Here is an 18,525-nt window from a genome sequence, read left to right as displayed (position 1 = left end):
AAGTTTTCAGCTACGATCCCCCCTCGGGTCTGACTTGGTGTAATCCGGCCGGTAAGTCGAAGTATGGGGGATGTAAACGGTTTCGTAAATCTGACAAATTCATGAGTTATGCATAATTCTAGAATGGGCTTGTAAGCGCTATTATTCCGTATTCATGGACTATTCATTTGTTTAGATAGTATTACGCGAATTTCTACGAAACTCCGTGGCACTAAGGCCGTTGGCTCTTTTGAAGGCTCGGCTGAACGAGTTTAAGGAATAATAACCGACCCAAGAAGAGATTTCACTAATGGGCATATCGCTCTCGATTAGCATTCTTTTGGCGTGAGTCATACGGATGGATTCTAAGTAATCTGAGAAGTTGACACCGGTTTGTTCTTTGAAAAAATAGGAAACATAAGCTTCTGAAGTGTTGAATTGGTCGGCAAGCATAGTCAGACTCAGCTCAGTTTGCATATATTGCTCTTCCAAATGACGGACAAGCTCGTCCTTTAATTGTTTGTTATGGCTTTTCTTACGATCAAATTGCTTGCGGCACAATTGCAAGAAGGCAGTCGTAAGCTGCTCGAAAGCGACCTTTGGCGAACGCCCGGACTCGGAAGCGAGTAGGGCCGCTTCGACTTCCTCGCTCTGCCGGTCGGTATTGGCACCGGATTGCTCGCAGCACTTCAGCAGCGTTCCCGTCATTTCGTTAACAAGAATTTTGCATACTGCAGCTGGAAGGTTATTTTGTTGAAGATTGTTCTCCCGAATTTGTTCTAGTAATGCTTCCGTTTCCGGTAAGCTACCGGATTTCACTAAATTAATAAGACGGAGTTCAACGTCTGGCGGATAATAGTAAGCGGGAAGCGCGGAGCTCTCGTCATCATGAAAAATAATAGGACGCTCTTCAGACCAGCTCTCTCTATGCAGCAGCATTCGTGCTTCCTCATAAGAGCGGCTTATTTCCGTCATCTGAAGATAGCAGCCTCCGACAGGCATGTATGTTAGAACGTTCAACGAATAAGCTAGTCGGTCATGAAGCTCCTTAAGGTTAAGCTCGATTTCCTTCAAGAAAGTGGTGGTCGATTCAGAGTCACCATTCATGAGCAGACCGATCTGGTTTTCCCCGAGATCATGTGTCGAGATGGTTCGGCCATAAGCTTTATTAATGATATCTCTTATCGCAATTTTTCGAAGATCGAGCTCAGTTAGCATTTCTTCGTTATAAGTACCGTCGTAACCGACAATGACTAGAATCCCTACAGCGAAGTAATCGCCCTCCCACGCTTGGCGGGAATGCTCCATAGCAACTGCGATATCTTTATTGGACAAATAATGGCCTCTAAGCAGACGGTCGTAGAATCCACTCCTTATAAGGGGGACTTGCTGCTCCATCTTTTCTGATAAATAATCATTGCTATGAATGAGATTCGTTACGGAAGAACGTACGTAATCCCAAGCATTACGGTTTGAGCCGGCTTCCATGCCCAATCGCTGAGAAGGCAGTACGCGAAGAAGCGTCCATAACGGACGGCTGTTGCGATAGGAGAACAACATGGCTGCCAGAAGACCGGCAATCAAGCTAATGATAATAATCGAGAGTATGAGCTGTTTAAAATAGAGCACCTTCCCAAGTACATAGGCTTCAGGCTGCGCGGATAAATACGTCCAACCGTTATAACGGGATGTCGTTTTCGTTACGAGCATATTCTTATCGTCAATTTTGAGCGGGGTGAATCCATCCTTTAGGTTTGTCGCCCAATCAATGTCGGTTTGAGTCCCTGTACGGCTGATGATTTCACCTTTGCCATCTGTAATGATCGCGAAACCGCCATTGCTTGAATCAAGCTTCTGAAGCAGGCTTTGAATTTGAGTGTTGTCGATGAGCATAAGAACAATACCCGATCGTTCCTTCGTGCCGAAAGGCTGCATGTAGGTTACTATGGAATGTCTTTTTGACTTGAAGGTAGCCGGTTGACCGGGGTGGAAAGACTTCGTACGTATCGGATTCGTCAGATTTATTAACCATTCCTCGTAGGATTGGTCATTGTAATGGAACTCCAGGTCGTAAAATTGCCGGAGTGAAAAAGATTTACTGGGGGAGACGACCACTTCACTTTTCGGATATGCGATGTAATACTCCAAAATAAAGTGGTTCGATAGGGAATAGTCAAACAAATCCTTCTTCAGCTCAAGGATTCGAGCGGGGTTCGTCCCGTAAAAGGGTTTGTCCACATATTGAAAAGATTGGACCTTCGTATTGTTAGCCACTTGCTTGGATATCGTCTCCAATTCATCGAAGCGGCGATCCATAATTTCCTTGGTTTGCTCCATGACTGCATAAGCCGTTTCCTTGGAATGGGTTTCAACTAAAGAAGAGGTTTTATCGTAAGCGTATAAGCCTACGATCAGAAACCCAGCAAGCAATATTGCGTATGGAATGAAGAAGTGGATCCAAACCTTAATGCTTCCGCGGTCTTCTTTTAACATGTGAACCTCTCCTTGATGACTGAATCTGGCGATACACTGTAAACGTTTACTGATCATATCAAAAAAAGCCCGTTTCCGGTATGGATATGTAAGGAACACAAATAAAAAAGCATCATAATGCCCAATGCATTATACAATATGAATCTGAAATCCTACTGGGTGTAGTCTGAAAGTGATATCGTGCGAGTAGAATATAAGGTGACTCCGCAAATGTAAGCGCAATCATATTTTTCTTAAAAAAATGGAGGTGAGAGCGATGGGGACGCGGTTGCTATCAGAGCATTTAATTAAGAAATATAATCCACAGCTGAGATATGTAAGAGTGCATACAAGTGGGAAAAACAGAGCGACTTTATACGCCTGGAACGATAACCTGGAGCTGCCGGATACGGAGATCGATGCGCTGAAACGGTTTGCTTCCGGTTATTTGCCTCCCTATGTCTGTTATCAGATCAAAGCATACTCCATGATTAGAGAGGATCGGATTCCACAAGTGCACGAGCTACCGGAAGCCATTGTCCAGACGGCAATGACGAGGGATTTGGATCAATACGGGGTCGTTTCTGTCATTAATACGATGCTCGACAGTGGAGGGATGGCTTTTAGCAGATACGACTTTAATACGGGCACCCTTTATTTTAATGTGCACACGACAACTATTCTGACAGAAATAGAGAAGGAGCTTATCCGCAGATACTTATCAGAGATCATCCCATTAGGCTCTCAGTGTGAGGTTAATTATTAGTGCGAGGATTTCATTTTTTTCCGAACGGCATATCCAGCTAGTAGCAACAAAGGCAAGAAGACACTGAAAGTCGTATCCAGAAAGGGCCAGTATTTATCTGTATAATCATTATAAAAGGAGATGTTAGGGGCGACTGCGAGAGTAAGAACAACGATGATCATTCCTGTTGGCAGCAAGAGCATTCTGTAATCCTTAAGTCTAAGGATCTGTGCCAACCCTCGAGAAAAGACATATAAATATACGGTAAGCTTGAAGTACGTGGTTAACACCCAGACAAGAGCCAATGCCACTTCGATTCTTTGAAAAAACTCCCCTATGTTTATTCGCTTCGCTAAATCATAACTCGGATACATGCTCCTAGATGCAGGTTCAGCTCCCACGACGAGAATGGTTAAGGTAATGATGATGAATAGGATGATGCCTCCGATCAGTGCTCCTATGGACATGCTTCTCCTGATTTGACTCGCATTGTTCACATTCGGAAATATCATCATTAGGACAACCAATTCCATGAACGGGAAAGCAATAGAAGAGATGGAGCCGCGCAGGATAGGTTTAATCCCATTGTCGAAGACAGGTTGTATTTTGTTAATGTCGATTGCGGGGAGTAACGAGATAGTGAAGATAAGAAAGAACAAGATGAACCATGGGAAAATAATTTCTGCTAAGCGAGTAAAGGTTTCAAGACCCAGCCGGACGGCTAAAATCATGATGAAAAGCAGTAAAATATGAATGGCTTCTATTGGGGTATCCGGCATCGTCTGGGACACGGAAAAATCCCCAATCTCTCTTAAGTGCGCGCTGATTGAAAGTAATCCGTAGGCTAGAAATAACAGGGAAATCGTCGTTCCGAACCATTTGCCGAAAATGTGCTCGTTTAACTCAACCAACGTTAATTTGGGATTCAGCTTTCCAGCCGTTACGAACAATTGGATGACCAGCAAACCTACGGCTAAGCCAATCATTGCAGAAATCCATGCATCCATCTTGGCTTCATAGGTGGGAATTGACGGCAGGATCAGAATGGAGTCCCCAACCGTAATAATTGCAGCCAGAATGGTCAGTTGGCGCGGACTAATTTTGGCGGTGCTAGGCATTGTGTTCCCTCATTTACGTTAGAAGTCGTGTTACAAAATCGTTAAACGGATGATAGATTATCGCCAATAAGCTTAAAGGGCTTGGTAGCTTTACATGCAATACCCATGCGATGCTTAATCCGGTTCCGATGAGGAGTAGAATGGAGAAGACCCACATCTCCTTCACATACTTTTTACGCCACAGGGTGGGCATATCAATGGCGGTGATCACGGCCGCGGCTGCAATGATTCCTAGAATAGGGAACATACGTCTTTACTCCTCTGATGGCTGATACACCGAATTGCCCATCGTTCCTATATTTCGAATCTTAAAATCCGAATTTACGTTCACGGAAACAGTGGGAAATATATCGTTCCAATTTTTCTTGATTTTTTTCCAAGCGCGTGGAGTGTCTCGGTGAAGAACTTCTCCAAATCCAAAAACATCACTCTTGTACTCATGCTGTATTTTATTGAGTGCTTTTTTGATGACCTCAGACACCTTATCTCCAGCTTCTTTTTGCAATTGCTCTATGGATTTGGGTTGAGTGAGATCGATGTCGCATTCAATATCGGCTATGTTTCCCTCCGCATGTACCGCCACATCAATTCGTGGTTTTCCGTCTTCAATAGATCCAGTGACCTTCGTTTTAGTGCGGATGACATCGATAGCAAAGGTGCCCCCCCCATTGGGACAAGTACCATGGCCTGCCGTTTTGTTTACGTGGTCGGTGATATAGTTGTATCCTTTACTTTCCGACTCGTTTAACCATCCGATTAACTTGTCATCATGAAAGACGGCGGTGTCTGCAAACTGCAAATACGTAGCAGGGTCCACGGCCTCGACGTTCTTCTTCGTATCCCCTTGCTCCTTAACCCCGACGATTTGAATCCCCGCGATGGCGAGATGCTTATTCTCGGTGATCAGATCAAACATGACATCACTCAATTGGACGACGGATGTTGGAGCCCAATATCTATTTAGTGTTTTAAGGCTTCCGAACATTTTAACGGCTGGAATTTTAGTTAGACGAGTTAATACCTTTAAGGTATCCTCAGCAGTATTCCCTTTGGCAATAAGTGTGTATAGGTCTTCCTCGCGAATTTCGTGATCTCTAGCTAAATAATCAAGTGCCGGTCCAATCCCCTCCCTTGCTATCGCTTCACCGAACACCACGACACGGAGCTGGGCGAGATACACTTTGCGAGGAGCTAGGGTGGTCATTTTCCGCACGGCTTCAAATATGGTCTTGGCTGTTGTTGTGTATAGAGTTATAGGAGTTTCGTAGCCACCGCCCTGCTTCGCAGCGACCTCACTCGGAACGACAATTTGTACGGAAACTCGGTACTGCTTACCCGATTTATCAATCCCAATTGCTGAAGCAATAGCCATGTCATTCAGCTCCTTGCGGCTCCAGCAGCTAGTGAGGAGCAGAGAGAAGGAGATTAAGATAATCGATACAAATATCCGATTGTTCAATGAGTACCCCTCCTCATACTAAGGAAGCTATTCCCTTGATTTAGGTGGCTTCGGTTTGGGCGTCCGTGCACGAATGTTGTTCTTCTGACCGATGAAATGGGGACGCTTAGACATAGCCCAAGTTGGCACCCGAATGAGTGTATCCTTCAGGTCACCTAGGCTAAGCGGAGACATTGGACTCATATAAGGAACACCGAATGAACGTAAGCTACATAAATGAAGGAGCAGAGCGATCACACCTACAAAAATACCCAGCAATCCGAAAGAGGCAGCAAGAGCCATTAATGGAAAACGAAGAATTCGGATGGGAATGGCCATATTGGTCGAAGGAAACACGAAATTAGATATGGCTGTAATCGAGACAACGATGACCATCGCAGCAGATACCATACCAGCATCTACTGCCGCCGTTCCAACGACCAAGGTTCCGACAATAGAGACGGCTTGCCCGATAGCCCGAGGCATTCGAATTCCGGCTTCACGTAAAATCTCGAAGGTAACCTCCATGAGGAACGCTTCTACGAATGCGGGGAACGGAACGCCTTCACGCTGTGCCATTAGATTGATCAGCATATCTGTAGGAATCATTTCTTGATGGAACGTTGTAATGGCGATATACAGGGACGGACCTGCAAGCGCGATAAAAAAACAAATAAAACGTAGGATTCGCAGGAGTGTACCAATGTCCGATCGTTGATAGTAATCTTCTGCCGCCTGGAAAAATTGTATGAATACAACCGGAAGGAGGAGAACGAATGGGGTTCCATCCACGAAGATAGCAATTCGCCCCTCCATTAGATCGGCAGCGACAACATCTGGACGTTCGGTGTTATAGATGGTCGGAAATGGAGTTAATGTTTCATCTTGAATCATTTGCTCGATATATCCACTTTCGAGGATGCCATCAATATTGATGCGATCGAGACGTTTACGCAATTCATCCACGACTTTGTCATCCGCAATTCCATTAATGAACATAATTTCTACATTGGTTTTAGTGAGGGTGCCGATTTGTCTGCTCTCCATCCATAGGCGAGGATCTTTAATTCTTCTCCGAACCATCGCTGTGTTGGTGCGAAGGTTTTCATTAAAGCTTTCCTTTGGGCCACGGATGATCGTCTCCGTTGTCGCTTCCGTTACACTGCGGGTTTCCCACCCTCTCACGCAAATGTTAAAGCCTTGCGAATATCCGTCGAATAGAACAATGGCATCGCCCGATAATATCGCGTCAAATACGGCATCGAATTCAGCTACATACTTAATGCCCCCAACAGTGAGTACCTTGTTCTTCAATAGAGGAAGTAGATCCAGATCCTGTGATTCGACCTGTGGGAAATCCATCATTAGCGTTTCCATAATAAATTTACTGATCGCTGCGGAATCGACCAGTCCATCTGTAAAAATAATTCCAACATCGACATTGTTACCAATACGAATTTCTCGAATAACGATATCGCTACTATTCCCGAGGATTTCACGGATATAGCTAATGTTTGTCTGGAGATTCAATTCCAAGGGCTTATTTGAACGTTGATCCTTGGATTTCATCACATGTCATCCTCACTCATCTTGTTTGTATTACATACCAAGTATTTCCCCTTCCTGTTTTTGTAGACACGAATTTTGTCACATTAACGAAGAAATTTCATATTAAAGGTAACCCATATAAACCGGAAGAGGGACTCCGCCGGTTTATATGGGTTACCTATACATCTTTTATCCTTGAGAAAAACGCTGGCGATATTTGCGAGGGGATATGCCTTCCATTCTCAGGAAGCAGGAACTGAAATAGGGAGCTTGATTGAAGCCAACTTCTTCTGCGATTCGGGCAATTGTAAAATCAGTTTGCATCAGAAGCAGCTTGCTTTGTTCGATTCGATATCGCAGAAGATAATCCGTCGGGGAATGACCGTATTCCTTGTTCATGCAGCGTGCAATGTAAATGGGGTGGAAATTAAGGGCCTCACCTAAAGCTTGGGCAGTTATTTCTTCGCGATAATGGCTTCGCAAATAAGCAGCAGCTTGTTCGGCGCAAGCTGTCGCGGGTGTAGAACGATCAGTCTCGATACTGGAGGACAACTGTCGAAGCATTTCTTGAAACAGGATTTGCTGTTTGAACTGGGAGGCGCTTAAATGGGCTTCGGGGCCCATTGCGATGATCTGATCCAATACTTGCTCAAGCTTACCGGGTTGAGCGAGCTTAGTATATTGGGGAAGTCTGAACGGAAAAGTCCTCGCATCGAAGAGCTGGGATTCTGTCAGTGAATCATAAGGCTGAGGCTGACGGCTAGTGGGGGCGCTATTCGTAGTGATCCAGCTTCCCGTAGTCTGAAAGTGAAGCCAATAGTATTCTGTTGGCTCCCTGCAGCTATCTGTTGAATAGTGGTAGCAATCCGGACGGAGAATGAGTGCGTTTCCTGCGGACACCTCAAAGAGATCAGTCTCCTCCCCAATATATAGGCAGCCACGTTGTACAACTAATAAATCAAACACTCTAATATTGCGTCGGCTGACATGGCGGTCTCCTACGGTGAATTTGGTATGACCACTTGTGATGTAATGAAGAAGCGGGGGTACTGTAAATTCAAGTATGTGCAAAGGAAGCCACTCCCTAATTGAGGTTGGTATAGTGAAGCTTTTGGTTTGTATAATGACACATGTTTATCTGTAATCCTACTATAATTTGTTATGGATATCCTGTATAACTGAAATCTATCGCTTTTGTAGCCTGCGTACTAGGAGTTGGAATTATGAAAAAGGTTTATAACAGATATGGGTTGTGGACATTAACATGGCCCATATTTATTGAGGTGTTTCTACAGACGTTACTTGGAACTGTGGATACGATTATGGTTAGTCGAATTTCAGATGATGCGGTAGCTGTTGTTGGACTAGCCGGACAGCTGTTCGGAGCGATGACAACATTGTTTATGACGATAGCCAGTGGAGCGGGTATTCTTATCGCCCAGAGAATTGGTGCTAAGCGCGGCGAGGATGCTCGCACAATCGCCATCATGGGTGTAACCGTCAGCATGGTGATTGGAATTGGGATTAGTATTTTGCTGTTTACTCAGCCTCGTGCATTAGCGAGGATGCTCCATCTATCGGATGACTTACTTCCGTTATGGGATGTGTACGTGTCTTATTTCGGCGGCGGAATGTTCCTAGCAGCGCTGATTGCTGCGCTTAGCACAGTGATTCGTAATACCGGCAATACTAAAGCTCCTATGTATATTGGGATTGGGATGAATGTCATCCATATCGCGATGAACTATGTGCTTATATTCGGAATGTTTGGATTCCCAGAATGGGGATTGTACGGTGTTGCAGTATCCGGTAATATCAGTCGGATCCTCGCGGTAGTCCTGTTGTTCTATGTATTCATCCATTCCTTCGAGCGTAAAATTCAGCTTGCAGATTTACGAATCTTCAATCCCAAGCTGTTCAAGGAAATTATTAAGATTGGGTGGCCGCTTGGGATGAATATGTCCGGTTGGGTTTGCTCGCAGCTCGCGATATATACGTTCCTCGCCATGCTTGGGGCGAAGGAGTTGGCAGCGCGGACCTATATGAACACGATGGAGTCGTTCTGTTTCATGCTGGGGTATGCTTTTGCATTAGCCATTCAAATCCAGGTTGCTCATCTTTACGGTGCAGCTAAGACGAAAGAAGCTTACCGAAGTGCTTTCCGGGCGCTCTACATCAGTCTGGGCGTCGTAACGGCGAATGCGGTGCTGTTATTTCTATTAGGGAAGCATTTACTGGGCTTGTTTACGACAGATCCGGTCATTCTCTCGCTTGGACAATCGTTGCTCGTGCTCAATCTCATCCTTCAGCCAGCCAAAGTGCTCAACATGGCACTCAATAACGCACTTAATGCGGTTGGAGATACTCGGTATACGATGGTGACAGCGCTAGCATCTATGTCGATTATCGCGACTGGCTGTTCTTATTGGTTTGGTATTCATGCGGGTTGGGGATTAATTGGGATTTACTGCTGCATGATAGCGGATGAGTTAGTACGTGGGTTGCTTGTCCTTCAAAGGTGGAGGGGGCAGAAATATTTGCGTAAAGCAGATGAAGTGCGATCTCATAAGGTGAAGGAAGCTGATCTGCCTATAATTGCGGCTCATTAAATCGGGGCTTCATCTAATCTTCATCAAACCTTCATATGAATTTCATGAAGATCCCATTCCCCCGTGTTATTATTAATTTATATTTAGATTAAGTATAAATTAAAAAACCGGGAGGAATTCAGATGACCAATAACACAAATACAATTACAATGAGCGCTGTACTCAATCAGCAGATTGCCAATTGGAACTTATTGCACATGAAGCTACACAACTTCCATTGGTATGTGAAGGGTCCTCAATTTTTCACGTTACATGTGAAATTTGAAGAGTTGTATACAGAAGCGGCTACACATATCGATGTATTGGCAGAAAGACTGCTTGCTGTTGGGGGCAAGCCGGTAGCCACGTTAACAGACACGCTTCGAATCGCTTCCGTGAGTGAAGCCGTTGGGGGAGAAACAGCAGAGCAAATGACGAAGGCTATTGCGAGCGATTATGGTCAATTGATCGGGGAGTTACGACAAGGGATCAAAATCGCGGATTCTTGCGATGATGAGGACACAGCTGATCTTCTACTGGGGATCAAAACTGGATTAGAAAAGCATGTCTGGATGCTGAATGCGTTCATTGGGCAATAACGACTAAGTGAACCAACAACGACAATGAGCGGGATAAGAGAATCCCTTGCAAAATGCGAGGGTATAAGAAGCTATAAAAGGGTGGTGCAGGGTTATTCCTGCACCACCCTTTTATGCTTGCTGGAGGACATTTACAATCCCCACTAAAGTCCCATAATAGCTACTTATACCGTAGGCACCTTCGGTGAGAGTCTTGATAAAGGGAATGTGTGCGCTTACAATGTGTATAGGTTTACCCTCGTTAGTGCTGAAGAAGGAGCGACAGTAGAGAATGCAACTAGAGAAACGTTTGGCACAACAACAGCTGTTTGTTCGTTTGATGGTCCCCTATCTCTTATTTATGCTATTTGCTATGTTCCTCGGATGGTTGATTTATAATCAAACGTATAATCTTGTTAAGGGTGAAGTCACGCGCAATAATATGCAATTGTTAGATCAGGTTAAGGATACAATGGATAGCCGTTTCTCGGAAATTAACCGAATTTCTACGCAGCTGTCTGACAATCCAATGCTGCAAAGCTTTCAGCTCGTGCATAATCCGTTCGATCGGACAACAACATATAAGGTCATTGAGACGCAGAAAAGCTTGTACTCGTATAATGCTTCTAATAATTTTGTCCTTGATTATTATGTCGTCTTTAAGAATAGCGAGCTAGCGCTATCTACCAAGTCTACCTATGAACTGCCTACATTTTATCGAGATGTGCTTTCCTATGCCGATATGGACTATAAGACGTGGAGTAACGATTTGTTCCACACTTATCGCAATCAAGAATTGATGATGGCGGGGGCAACGAAATATGAAGGTAAGTCTCATGAAGTACTTACTTATGTTCAGTCCCTCGGTTATCCGAATCGTATTCAAGGTGCCCTTATTATTCTAGTGGACAATCAGAACCTAGAAAATCTGCTTAGCGGGATTGATGTAACAGATGGAGGCTGGGCGTACATTGTAGATAATAAGGGGCGTTTAGTCAGCTCATTGTCGGAAGACGGAGCTGCGCCTAACTTGGATATCGCTGCCTATCCTGCCAACTCTGGCATCATCGAAGCTAGCTCTTCAACGAATGGCATGATGATTACGTATACCACATCATCCTATAATGGGTGGTCGTATGTCGTAGCACAGCCGCCTCATGTTGTACTGGGCAAGGTCATGTCAATCAAACAGACGACTATCATCATCTTATTAATATTTCTCGTTCTTGGGATCGTAATGGCTTATTTATTTGCAACGCGAAGTGGTAAGCCCCTAGTTATGATTGCCTCTAAATTGACGAGGAGGACGAGTGGGGGAGAATCGAAGCGTCTGAAGGATATGTATGGCTTCATCCATAACTCCTTGGATCTGCTTATTGATAATAATAATGTCCTTCAGGACGCAGTAGAGAGGCAAGCCCCGTTGCTGTGGGAATCATTCATGGGACGACTACTTAAGGGTGATTTCCTCACTCTGAACGAAATTAATTCCTTATTAAAGCACCAACACGTTGAGATTCAAGGCGTTGGGTATGCAGTTGGCATAATTCATTTTCTTGGAGACGGTTATGGCTTTAATGAGGATGATCTTCACAAACTGGATATTGAAAGGGTATTGATCCATGAAGCTGTAAGGGGCGCCATGGAAGACAATCGTTTTATTCACAATATTGCAGAAGACAAGATTGCCTTACTGTTCATGGACTACAATGGCGATAACGACTTGTTCAGACAGCGGATAGAAATGGATTTAACGAATATAGCAGCTAGTATTCATAAGCATATGGAGATCAAGCTACATTTTGCGATCGGTGGTTTTCGTACTTCTTTGTTAGATGTAACAGGTTCCTTCGAAGAGGCGCGACAATCCTTATCTTCTATTAACTATAATGAAGAAGGGCAAGCCATATGGTTTAGCGATTTGTCTCATACAAACGCCGGCTTCTATTTTCCCGGAGACATAGAAAATCGCCTTATCAATTACACAAAGGCTGGAGAAGTGGAAGAGGTTCAAACACTTCTGCAATCTCTGTACTATGAGAATTATCAAGAACGACGGCTCCCGCTAGCGATGCAACAGCTCTTCTTTTACGAGATTGTCAGTTGTCTGGTCAAAATAATGGATCAGCTTATGCTGCCAAATCAGGATGACATCAAGCCATTGCTTCAGCAGTTAAACGCAACGGAGGATCCGAAGCGAATCTACAATAGAGCTGTTGAGAAGTTTCTATTCATCTGTACGGAGATCGACAAACGTAAGAAAAGCCGTAATGTTAGGTTGATTGAAGATATTGTTGCTTATTTGCAGGACCAATATGGGCAGCCTAGCATGAGTCTGGAAATGGTGGCAGACCACATGCATATTTCGAAAGGGTATGTCTCACAGTTCTTTAAAGAACAAATGGGTGCTAACATCTCTGATTATCTAGAGAACTTGCGAATGGACAAAGCTAAGCATATGCTGGCGAGCACTTCTCTACCTATTGGTGAGATTGCAGAAAGAGTCGGTTATCAATCCGCCAGTACTTTCAGCAGAGCATTTAAGCGTGGAAGCGGAGTTAGTGCAACGTCCTTCCGTGAATCGGCTCACAAGGAAATGGGGTAATCCATTTTACGTCGGACGAAGGCTTGGATAGCGAAGGTCAGGAATAATTATTCCTGACCTTTTTATTTCCGAATTATGATGGAAAAATCGCTATTTCTAACGAAATGTATAAGAGAAAAGCAGATGTAAAGTGCGTTTTCTAATCAATTGCAAAGTAGAAGGTCATCATACAATTTACACTTGTTGCCCACCAATCCTATGCTGTGATTACGACATAGACCACAAGGCTATTGCTCTTGCCTGGCTGTGACGGACAACTACTAAGGGAGGTGAGAAGAGGAATGAGCACGTCAAATATCAATCCCGGCATCAATAATAAAATAGGTGTAACCCACCCACCTGCCAAACGTTCTCCTACAATTAAGAAATTAATAAATAGCAAACAACTTTATGTTTTGTTAGCGCTCCCATTACTATACTTAATCATTTTTAAGTACGTCCCTATGTATGGGGCACAGATTGCTTTCAAGAATTTTGTTGTGACGAAGGGAATATGGGGCAGTGATTGGGTAGGGTTAAAAAACTTCGAGAGATTTATTCATTCTTATGATTTTTGGCGTATTCTTAAAAACACGCTATTTCTCAGCTTTTATAATTTGGTTGCTAGCTTTCCATTTCCGATTATGTTGGCGCTTGGACTTAATTATTTACGTAATCGGTTTTTCAAAAAAGTCATTCAAATGGTTACGTATGCACCGCATTTTATTTCTATCGTCGTTATTGTCGGGATCATTAAGGAGCTACTGGATCCAAGAATCGGGATTGTGAACAAGATTATTGGCTTTTTTGGATTCGAACCGATTAACTTCATGGGCGAAATGTCTATGTTTTCCTCTATCTATGTATGGTCTGATGTGTGGCAGCATGTGGGCTTTAACTGTATTATTTTTATTGCCGCATTAGCCGCTATTGATCCTTCGCTGCATGAAGCAGCGGTCGTAGATGGAGCAAGTAAGTTCCGCCGAATGTGGCACATCGATTTACCTGGAATCATGCCTATGGCTATTATCCTACTCATCCTGAATACCGGACACATTCTGGATCTTGGTTTCGAAAAGGTGCTATTGCTTCAAAATCCAATTAACGTAAAGACATCCGAAATCATTGATACGTATGTATACAAGGTAGGTTTGACCGCGCAAGTAGCTAACTACTCGTATTCGACGGCAATTGGAATATTCAAATCCGTTATTAACCTGGTACTGTTGTTGAGTATTAATAAACTCGCGCAAAAAACTAGGCAGACAAGCTTGTGGTAAAGGGGTGAATATATGAATGTTACGTTTCGTAATGAATCGATAACGGACAAGATGTTTACGATTATAAACGCCTTGATTATCTCCATTCTGTTTGTAAGCGTTCTCTATCCGATTGTCTACATTGTTAGCGCTTCTTTTAGTGACTCTCAGGCGGTTGTTTCCGGTGAAGTGTGGTTATGGCCAGTTCGTCCGACGCTAGATGGATATGCGGCAGTATTCGACTATAGCCAAGTGTGGGTCGGCTTCAAGAATTCATTGATCTACACGGTAACCGGTACGGCAGTAAACATTTTTATGACGGTGCTTGCGGCTTACCCCTTATCGCGGAAGGACTTGTTTGGAAAAAACGTATTTATGATGCTATTCATGTTCACGACAATGTTCACTGGCGGTCTCATTCCAAACTACTTGCTCGTCAAAAATGTGGGTATGCTTGATTCGATATGGGCGATTATTATTCCCGGAGCACTAACGGTGTGGAACGTCATTATCGCCAGAACTTATTTTCAAATGTCCATTCCTGATGAACTGCTGGAGGCTGCTCAGCTTGATGGCTGTAACGATTATCAATTCGTATGGAAAATTGTCATCCGGTTATCGGGGCCGATTCTGGCGGTTATTACACTTTACTATGCAGCAGCCAATTGGAATCAATATTTTAACGCGATGATTTACTTGAAGTCTCAAGATCTCTATCCCCTCCAGCTTGTACTGAAGGATATTCTCGTCAAGAACGATGTCGATGTTTCCATGCTCTCGGGAGATCCTGCGGATGCAGCTAAACGCGAGGCATTAAAGACATTGTTGAAGTATTCATTGATTGTTATTTCTACCGTTCCACTCATGTTGTTCTACCCGTTCGTACAGAAATACCTAGTTAAAGGTGTTATGGTAGGCTCACTTAAAGGATAAGAGGAGACGATTAAATATGAACATCAAGAGAATCGTATCAATAGGATTGGCTAGCGCTATGCTAGTTGGCGTTCTGTCGGCGTGCGGCAATGACGAGAATAATAACGGTGCTTCTTCAACTGGAGCAGGTGCAAGTTCTAAAGTTACAGAAGCGGGAACATTCCCGATCGTAGATGAGAAGATTACTCTTCGTGTCATGACTGGTGCAAACACAGCTGTTGAGGATTTCAAAACGAACGAGTTTACGAAGTATTTTGAGGAAAAAACGAACATTCATGTGGAGTGGGAAATCGTTCCGATCAGCATGGTAACGGAAAAGTTAAACCTTGCACTGGCAAGTGGAGAATTGCCCGATGTGATCATGTCTATGGATGTGACGCCAGAGCAACAAGCGCTGTATGGCCAACAAGGCGTAATCCTACCGTTAAATGATTACATTGAGAAATACGGAGTTAACACGAAGAAAATGTTCGAGGAAAGCCCGCTCATTAAACCAACCATTATGTCGGCGGACGGAAATATTTACGCTCTTCCTGCACCGAATGAGTGCTATCACTGCTCGAGTCGTCAGAAGTTGTGGATCTATGAGCCATGGCTTAAGGAGCTTGGTCTAGAAATGCCGGAGACGACAGAACAATTCTATGAAGTATTGAAAGCGTTCAAAACCAAGGATCCTAATAAAAATGGCAAAGCAGATGAAATCCCATTCTCGGGCGCTCCACAAATTTCCCAAACCTCATTGGTAACAACAAGTGTCGAGAATTTCCTTATGAATGCATTTACGTATGCACCGTACAACCGTATGTATATCAATGATGAGGACAAGGTTACTGTTCCGTTCGTTCAAGATGGCTGGAAGGAAGGTCTTGCTTTCTTGAACAAGCTGTATTCAGAAGGCTTAATGGATCCTCAAGCGTTAACACGTGATGCGGCACAGCTTGTACAGCTTGGTGAGAATCCGGATGTTGCCATTCTTGGTGCAGCTTCTGGCCCTAATATGAGCGTGGTTTCCCAATTGTTCGGAGCTAGCGGAAGATGGAAGGATTATGTTGCGGTTCCGCCTTTGAAAGGACCGGGTGGAGTACAGCTAGCTCAATATGATCCTTATCAAGTTGCGCCAGGTAAATTCGTTATTACGAATAAAGCTAAAAATCCAGAAGCGGCATTCCGATTCGCAGATGCATTGTATGATCGTGAGACCACGTTGCGTTCTACAGTCGGTGAGCTAGGTGTGGATTGGAAATGGGCGGAAACGGGAGACATCGGACTTGATGGTAATCAAGCTGTGTACAAGGACATGTCGCATTTCGGAGTAACTCAGAACAAGCATTGGTCGCAAACAGGAATCACTTATCGCCCGAACTCACTACGTCTAGGAGCAGTAGCTGATCCTGAAAATCCGCTTGAAGCGATGCTTTATAACGAAACGAAGAACAAATACGCTCCATTCCGGGCAGATATCAAGAATATTTTGCCACCACTTAGCCTGACTGTAGATCAATCTCAAGAAGTCGCAGATCTATCCAAAACAATCTACGATTACACGAATGAAATGATGGCTCGATTCATCATCGGAGATGCGAGATTAGATAAGGAATGGGACAAATATATTTCAACATTAGAGGGTATGAACTTGGCTCGTTATCTCGAAATCTATCAAGAAGCTTACGAAGTGCGTAAAGCTGCAGCAGCCCAATAAGGGGAGGGGGAAACGACAATGACAACAAAAATGTTTACTGTACCTGATAAGTGGAAGTGGTTTACGGAGAGTCGATACGGCATGTTTATTCATTGGGGCCCTTATGCCCAGTATGCTCGTGGGGAGCAGGTTCTGTTTCGCGAGCACTTGGATCACGGAGAGTATGCTAAGCAAGCTTGTGATTGGAATCCGGAGCACTACGATCCGGAGTTGTGGGCTCAAACCGCTAAGAACGCTGGATTTAAGTATGCATGCTTCACAACGCGGCATCATGATGGCTATTGTATGTGGGATAGTGCCTATACCGACTATTCTAGTGCCCAGCAGGCTCCAAAAAGGGACTTTGTCCGTGAGTATGTAGATGCTTTCCGTAAGGCAGGACTGCGTGTAGGTCTATATTATTCATGGATTGACTGGAGACTGCCTGCTTATTTCGATGGTCCTGAGAAGGACCCAGAGGGTTGGGCAAAGGTGAAAACCTATTTGCATAACCAGGTCAAGGAGCTCCTTACGAATTACGGACAAATCGATCATTTCTTTTTCGACGGAGTTTGGCCGCGTGATGCTGACGATCTAGATAGTGTGAAGCTCGTTGAAGAGATGCGTAAGCTACAGCCGGGCATCATGATTAACAATCGCCTTGGTTATTCCGTTGAGCATGATGGCGTTCTAGCAGATGGAGGAATCGGCGCGGGTGATTCCGATACACTTGGCGACTTTGGTACACCGGAGCACTTGATCTCTGTAGATCAGAACCGTCTTTGGGAATCTTGTCAGGTCACAACCTGGCGGCTATGGAGCCATGTGACTGGCGAACGCTGGCGTCCTGCGGATTACTTGCTGGACATGCTCTGTGAAAGTGCGGAGAAGGGCGGCGAGCATGGTGGGAATTTGCTGTTGAATGTTGGACCAACAGCGGATGGCCAATTGCCGCCGGAATTCGTACAGCGCGCAATGGAGATCGGGCGATGGCTAGAAGTGCACGGCGAAGCGATCTATGGCTCCGATGGAGGCTCTGTGACGGAGTTTATTACAAGGGGTCGTCAGACGACACGTGGAAACAATCTTTATTTGATCATCCGATTCTGGGATGGTCGTCCGGTCATGCGGCTTGCGGATCTGACCACTCGTGTGAAGTGCGTAACGTTGTTAACGACGGGCACGCAGCTCGATTTTGAACAAAACGGTGAAGAGCTCTTGATTAAAGGCTTACCGAGGGAAGCTCCTACAAGACTATTCCCAGTCATTCGAGTTGAATGTGAGAGCAAACCAGCAGCAAACCAATGGGGCAAAGAAAGACTTTGGGAAGGTGACCCTGCACGGGTTGCGGCTTGGGCTCGTGAGCAACGGGGTACCTCGGTATTTGCGGATGGTAAAGAACGATAAGCTGGTCTTCTATGCTTAAGCAAGTATTAATGGGTACAAAATATAATCGCCTACTCCTGTAATGGGGGTGGGCGATTGTTCTAGTTTACAGAATAACGAGCGATAGATGTTGACATTCTCTTCAAATTGTATTATCTTAAATTTAAGATATTAGCACTGAGGAAAGTAAGTCTAATGATTAGAGGGGGAGGGTTGCTA

At 44.4% G+C, this 18,525-nt stretch carries 14 protein-coding genes; 8 read left to right on the top strand and 6 right to left on the bottom strand.

Translation table 11 applies throughout. The annotated features are described in order from the left end of the window. Positions 1-171: 171 nt before the first annotated feature. A complete protein-coding gene (locus M1K58_RS13035) occupies positions 172-2,472 on the bottom strand; it encodes a helix-turn-helix domain-containing protein (protein ID WP_256759292.1) in 2,301 nt (766 codons plus the stop codon). Between the two features lie 256 nt (positions 2,473-2,728). Between M1K58_RS13035 and M1K58_RS13030 the strand changes: the two genes are divergently transcribed. After that, positions 2,729-3,217, top strand: a complete 489-nt coding sequence (locus tag M1K58_RS13030; protein WP_256759291.1) for a hypothetical protein — start codon at positions 2,729-2,731, stop codon at positions 3,215-3,217. Here the strand turns inward: M1K58_RS13030 and M1K58_RS13025 are convergent. The 5 genes from M1K58_RS13025 to M1K58_RS13005 form a co-directional block, all read right to left on the bottom strand. Continuing rightward, positions 3,214-4,314, bottom strand: a complete 1,101-nt coding sequence (locus tag M1K58_RS13025; protein WP_256759290.1) for a GerAB/ArcD/ProY family transporter — start codon at positions 4,312-4,314, stop codon at positions 3,214-3,216. The genes M1K58_RS13030 and M1K58_RS13025 overlap by 4 nt on opposite strands. Before the next feature lie 13 nt (positions 4,315-4,327). Continuing rightward, on the bottom strand, positions 4,328-4,561 hold the full coding sequence (locus M1K58_RS13020) for a hypothetical protein (RefSeq protein ID WP_256759289.1): 234 nt from the start codon (positions 4,559-4,561) through the stop codon (positions 4,328-4,330). 6 nt (positions 4,562-4,567) lie between these two features. Next, the gene (locus M1K58_RS13015) at positions 4,568-5,773 is read right to left on the bottom strand and encodes a Ger(x)C family spore germination protein (RefSeq protein WP_256759288.1); all 1,206 of its coding nucleotides are present in this window, start codon (positions 5,771-5,773) and stop codon (positions 4,568-4,570) included. Positions 5,774-5,800: 27 nt separating this feature from the next. Beyond that, the gene (locus M1K58_RS13010) at positions 5,801-7,321 is read right to left on the bottom strand and encodes a spore germination protein (protein WP_256759287.1); all 1,521 of its coding nucleotides are present in this window, start codon (positions 7,319-7,321) and stop codon (positions 5,801-5,803) included. 168 nt (positions 7,322-7,489) lie between these two features. Next, on the bottom strand, positions 7,490-8,371 hold the full coding sequence (locus tag M1K58_RS13005) for an AraC family transcriptional regulator (RefSeq protein ID WP_256759286.1): 882 nt from the start codon (positions 8,369-8,371) through the stop codon (positions 7,490-7,492). 152 nt (positions 8,372-8,523) lie between these two features. Here M1K58_RS13005 and M1K58_RS13000 point away from each other — a divergent pair, with 152 nt between their 5' ends. The 7 genes from M1K58_RS13000 (at position 8,524) to M1K58_RS12970 (ending at position 18,327) form a co-directional block, all read left to right on the top strand. After that, on the top strand, positions 8,524-9,909 hold the full coding sequence (locus tag M1K58_RS13000; protein WP_256759285.1) for an MATE family efflux transporter: 1,386 nt from the start codon (positions 8,524-8,526) through the stop codon (positions 9,907-9,909). 122 nt (positions 9,910-10,031) lie between these two features. Next, the gene (locus tag M1K58_RS12995; RefSeq protein WP_256759284.1) at positions 10,032-10,487 is read left to right on the top strand and encodes a Dps family protein; all 456 of its coding nucleotides are present in this window, start codon (positions 10,032-10,034) and stop codon (positions 10,485-10,487) included. Between the two features lie 271 nt (positions 10,488-10,758). Then, positions 10,759-13,071 (top strand): AraC family transcriptional regulator, encoded by a 2,313-nt coding sequence (locus tag M1K58_RS12990; protein WP_256759283.1) that lies wholly within the window; start codon positions 10,759-10,761, stop codon positions 13,069-13,071. A gap of 281 nt (positions 13,072-13,352) precedes the next feature. Beyond that, positions 13,353-14,330, top strand: a complete 978-nt coding sequence (locus M1K58_RS12985; RefSeq protein ID WP_256759282.1) for an ABC transporter permease — start codon at positions 13,353-13,355, stop codon at positions 14,328-14,330. 12 nt (positions 14,331-14,342) lie between these two features. After that, positions 14,343-15,242: a carbohydrate ABC transporter permease gene (locus tag M1K58_RS12980; protein WP_256759281.1), complete on the top strand. Its 900-nt coding sequence runs from the start codon at positions 14,343-14,345 to the stop codon at positions 15,240-15,242. Between the two features lie 16 nt (positions 15,243-15,258). Beyond that, entirely contained in the window at positions 15,259-16,941 is a 1,683-nt protein-coding gene (locus tag M1K58_RS12975; RefSeq protein WP_256759280.1) for an extracellular solute-binding protein, read from the top strand. An 18-nt stretch (positions 16,942-16,959) separates the two neighbouring features. Next, positions 16,960-18,327 carry an alpha-L-fucosidase gene (locus M1K58_RS12970; RefSeq protein ID WP_256759279.1) on the top strand — a complete coding sequence of 456 codons (1,368 nt, stop codon included), beginning with the start codon at positions 16,960-16,962 and terminating at the stop codon, positions 18,325-18,327. Positions 18,328-18,525 lie beyond the last annotated feature (198 nt).

Source organism: Cohnella sp. WQ 127256 (assembly GCF_024519285.1).
Taxonomy (GTDB): domain Bacteria; phylum Bacillota; class Bacilli; order Paenibacillales; family Paenibacillaceae; genus Cohnella.
Note: the sequence above shows the minus strand (reverse complement) of the source record. Positions and strands in the feature narration are given on the sequence as shown.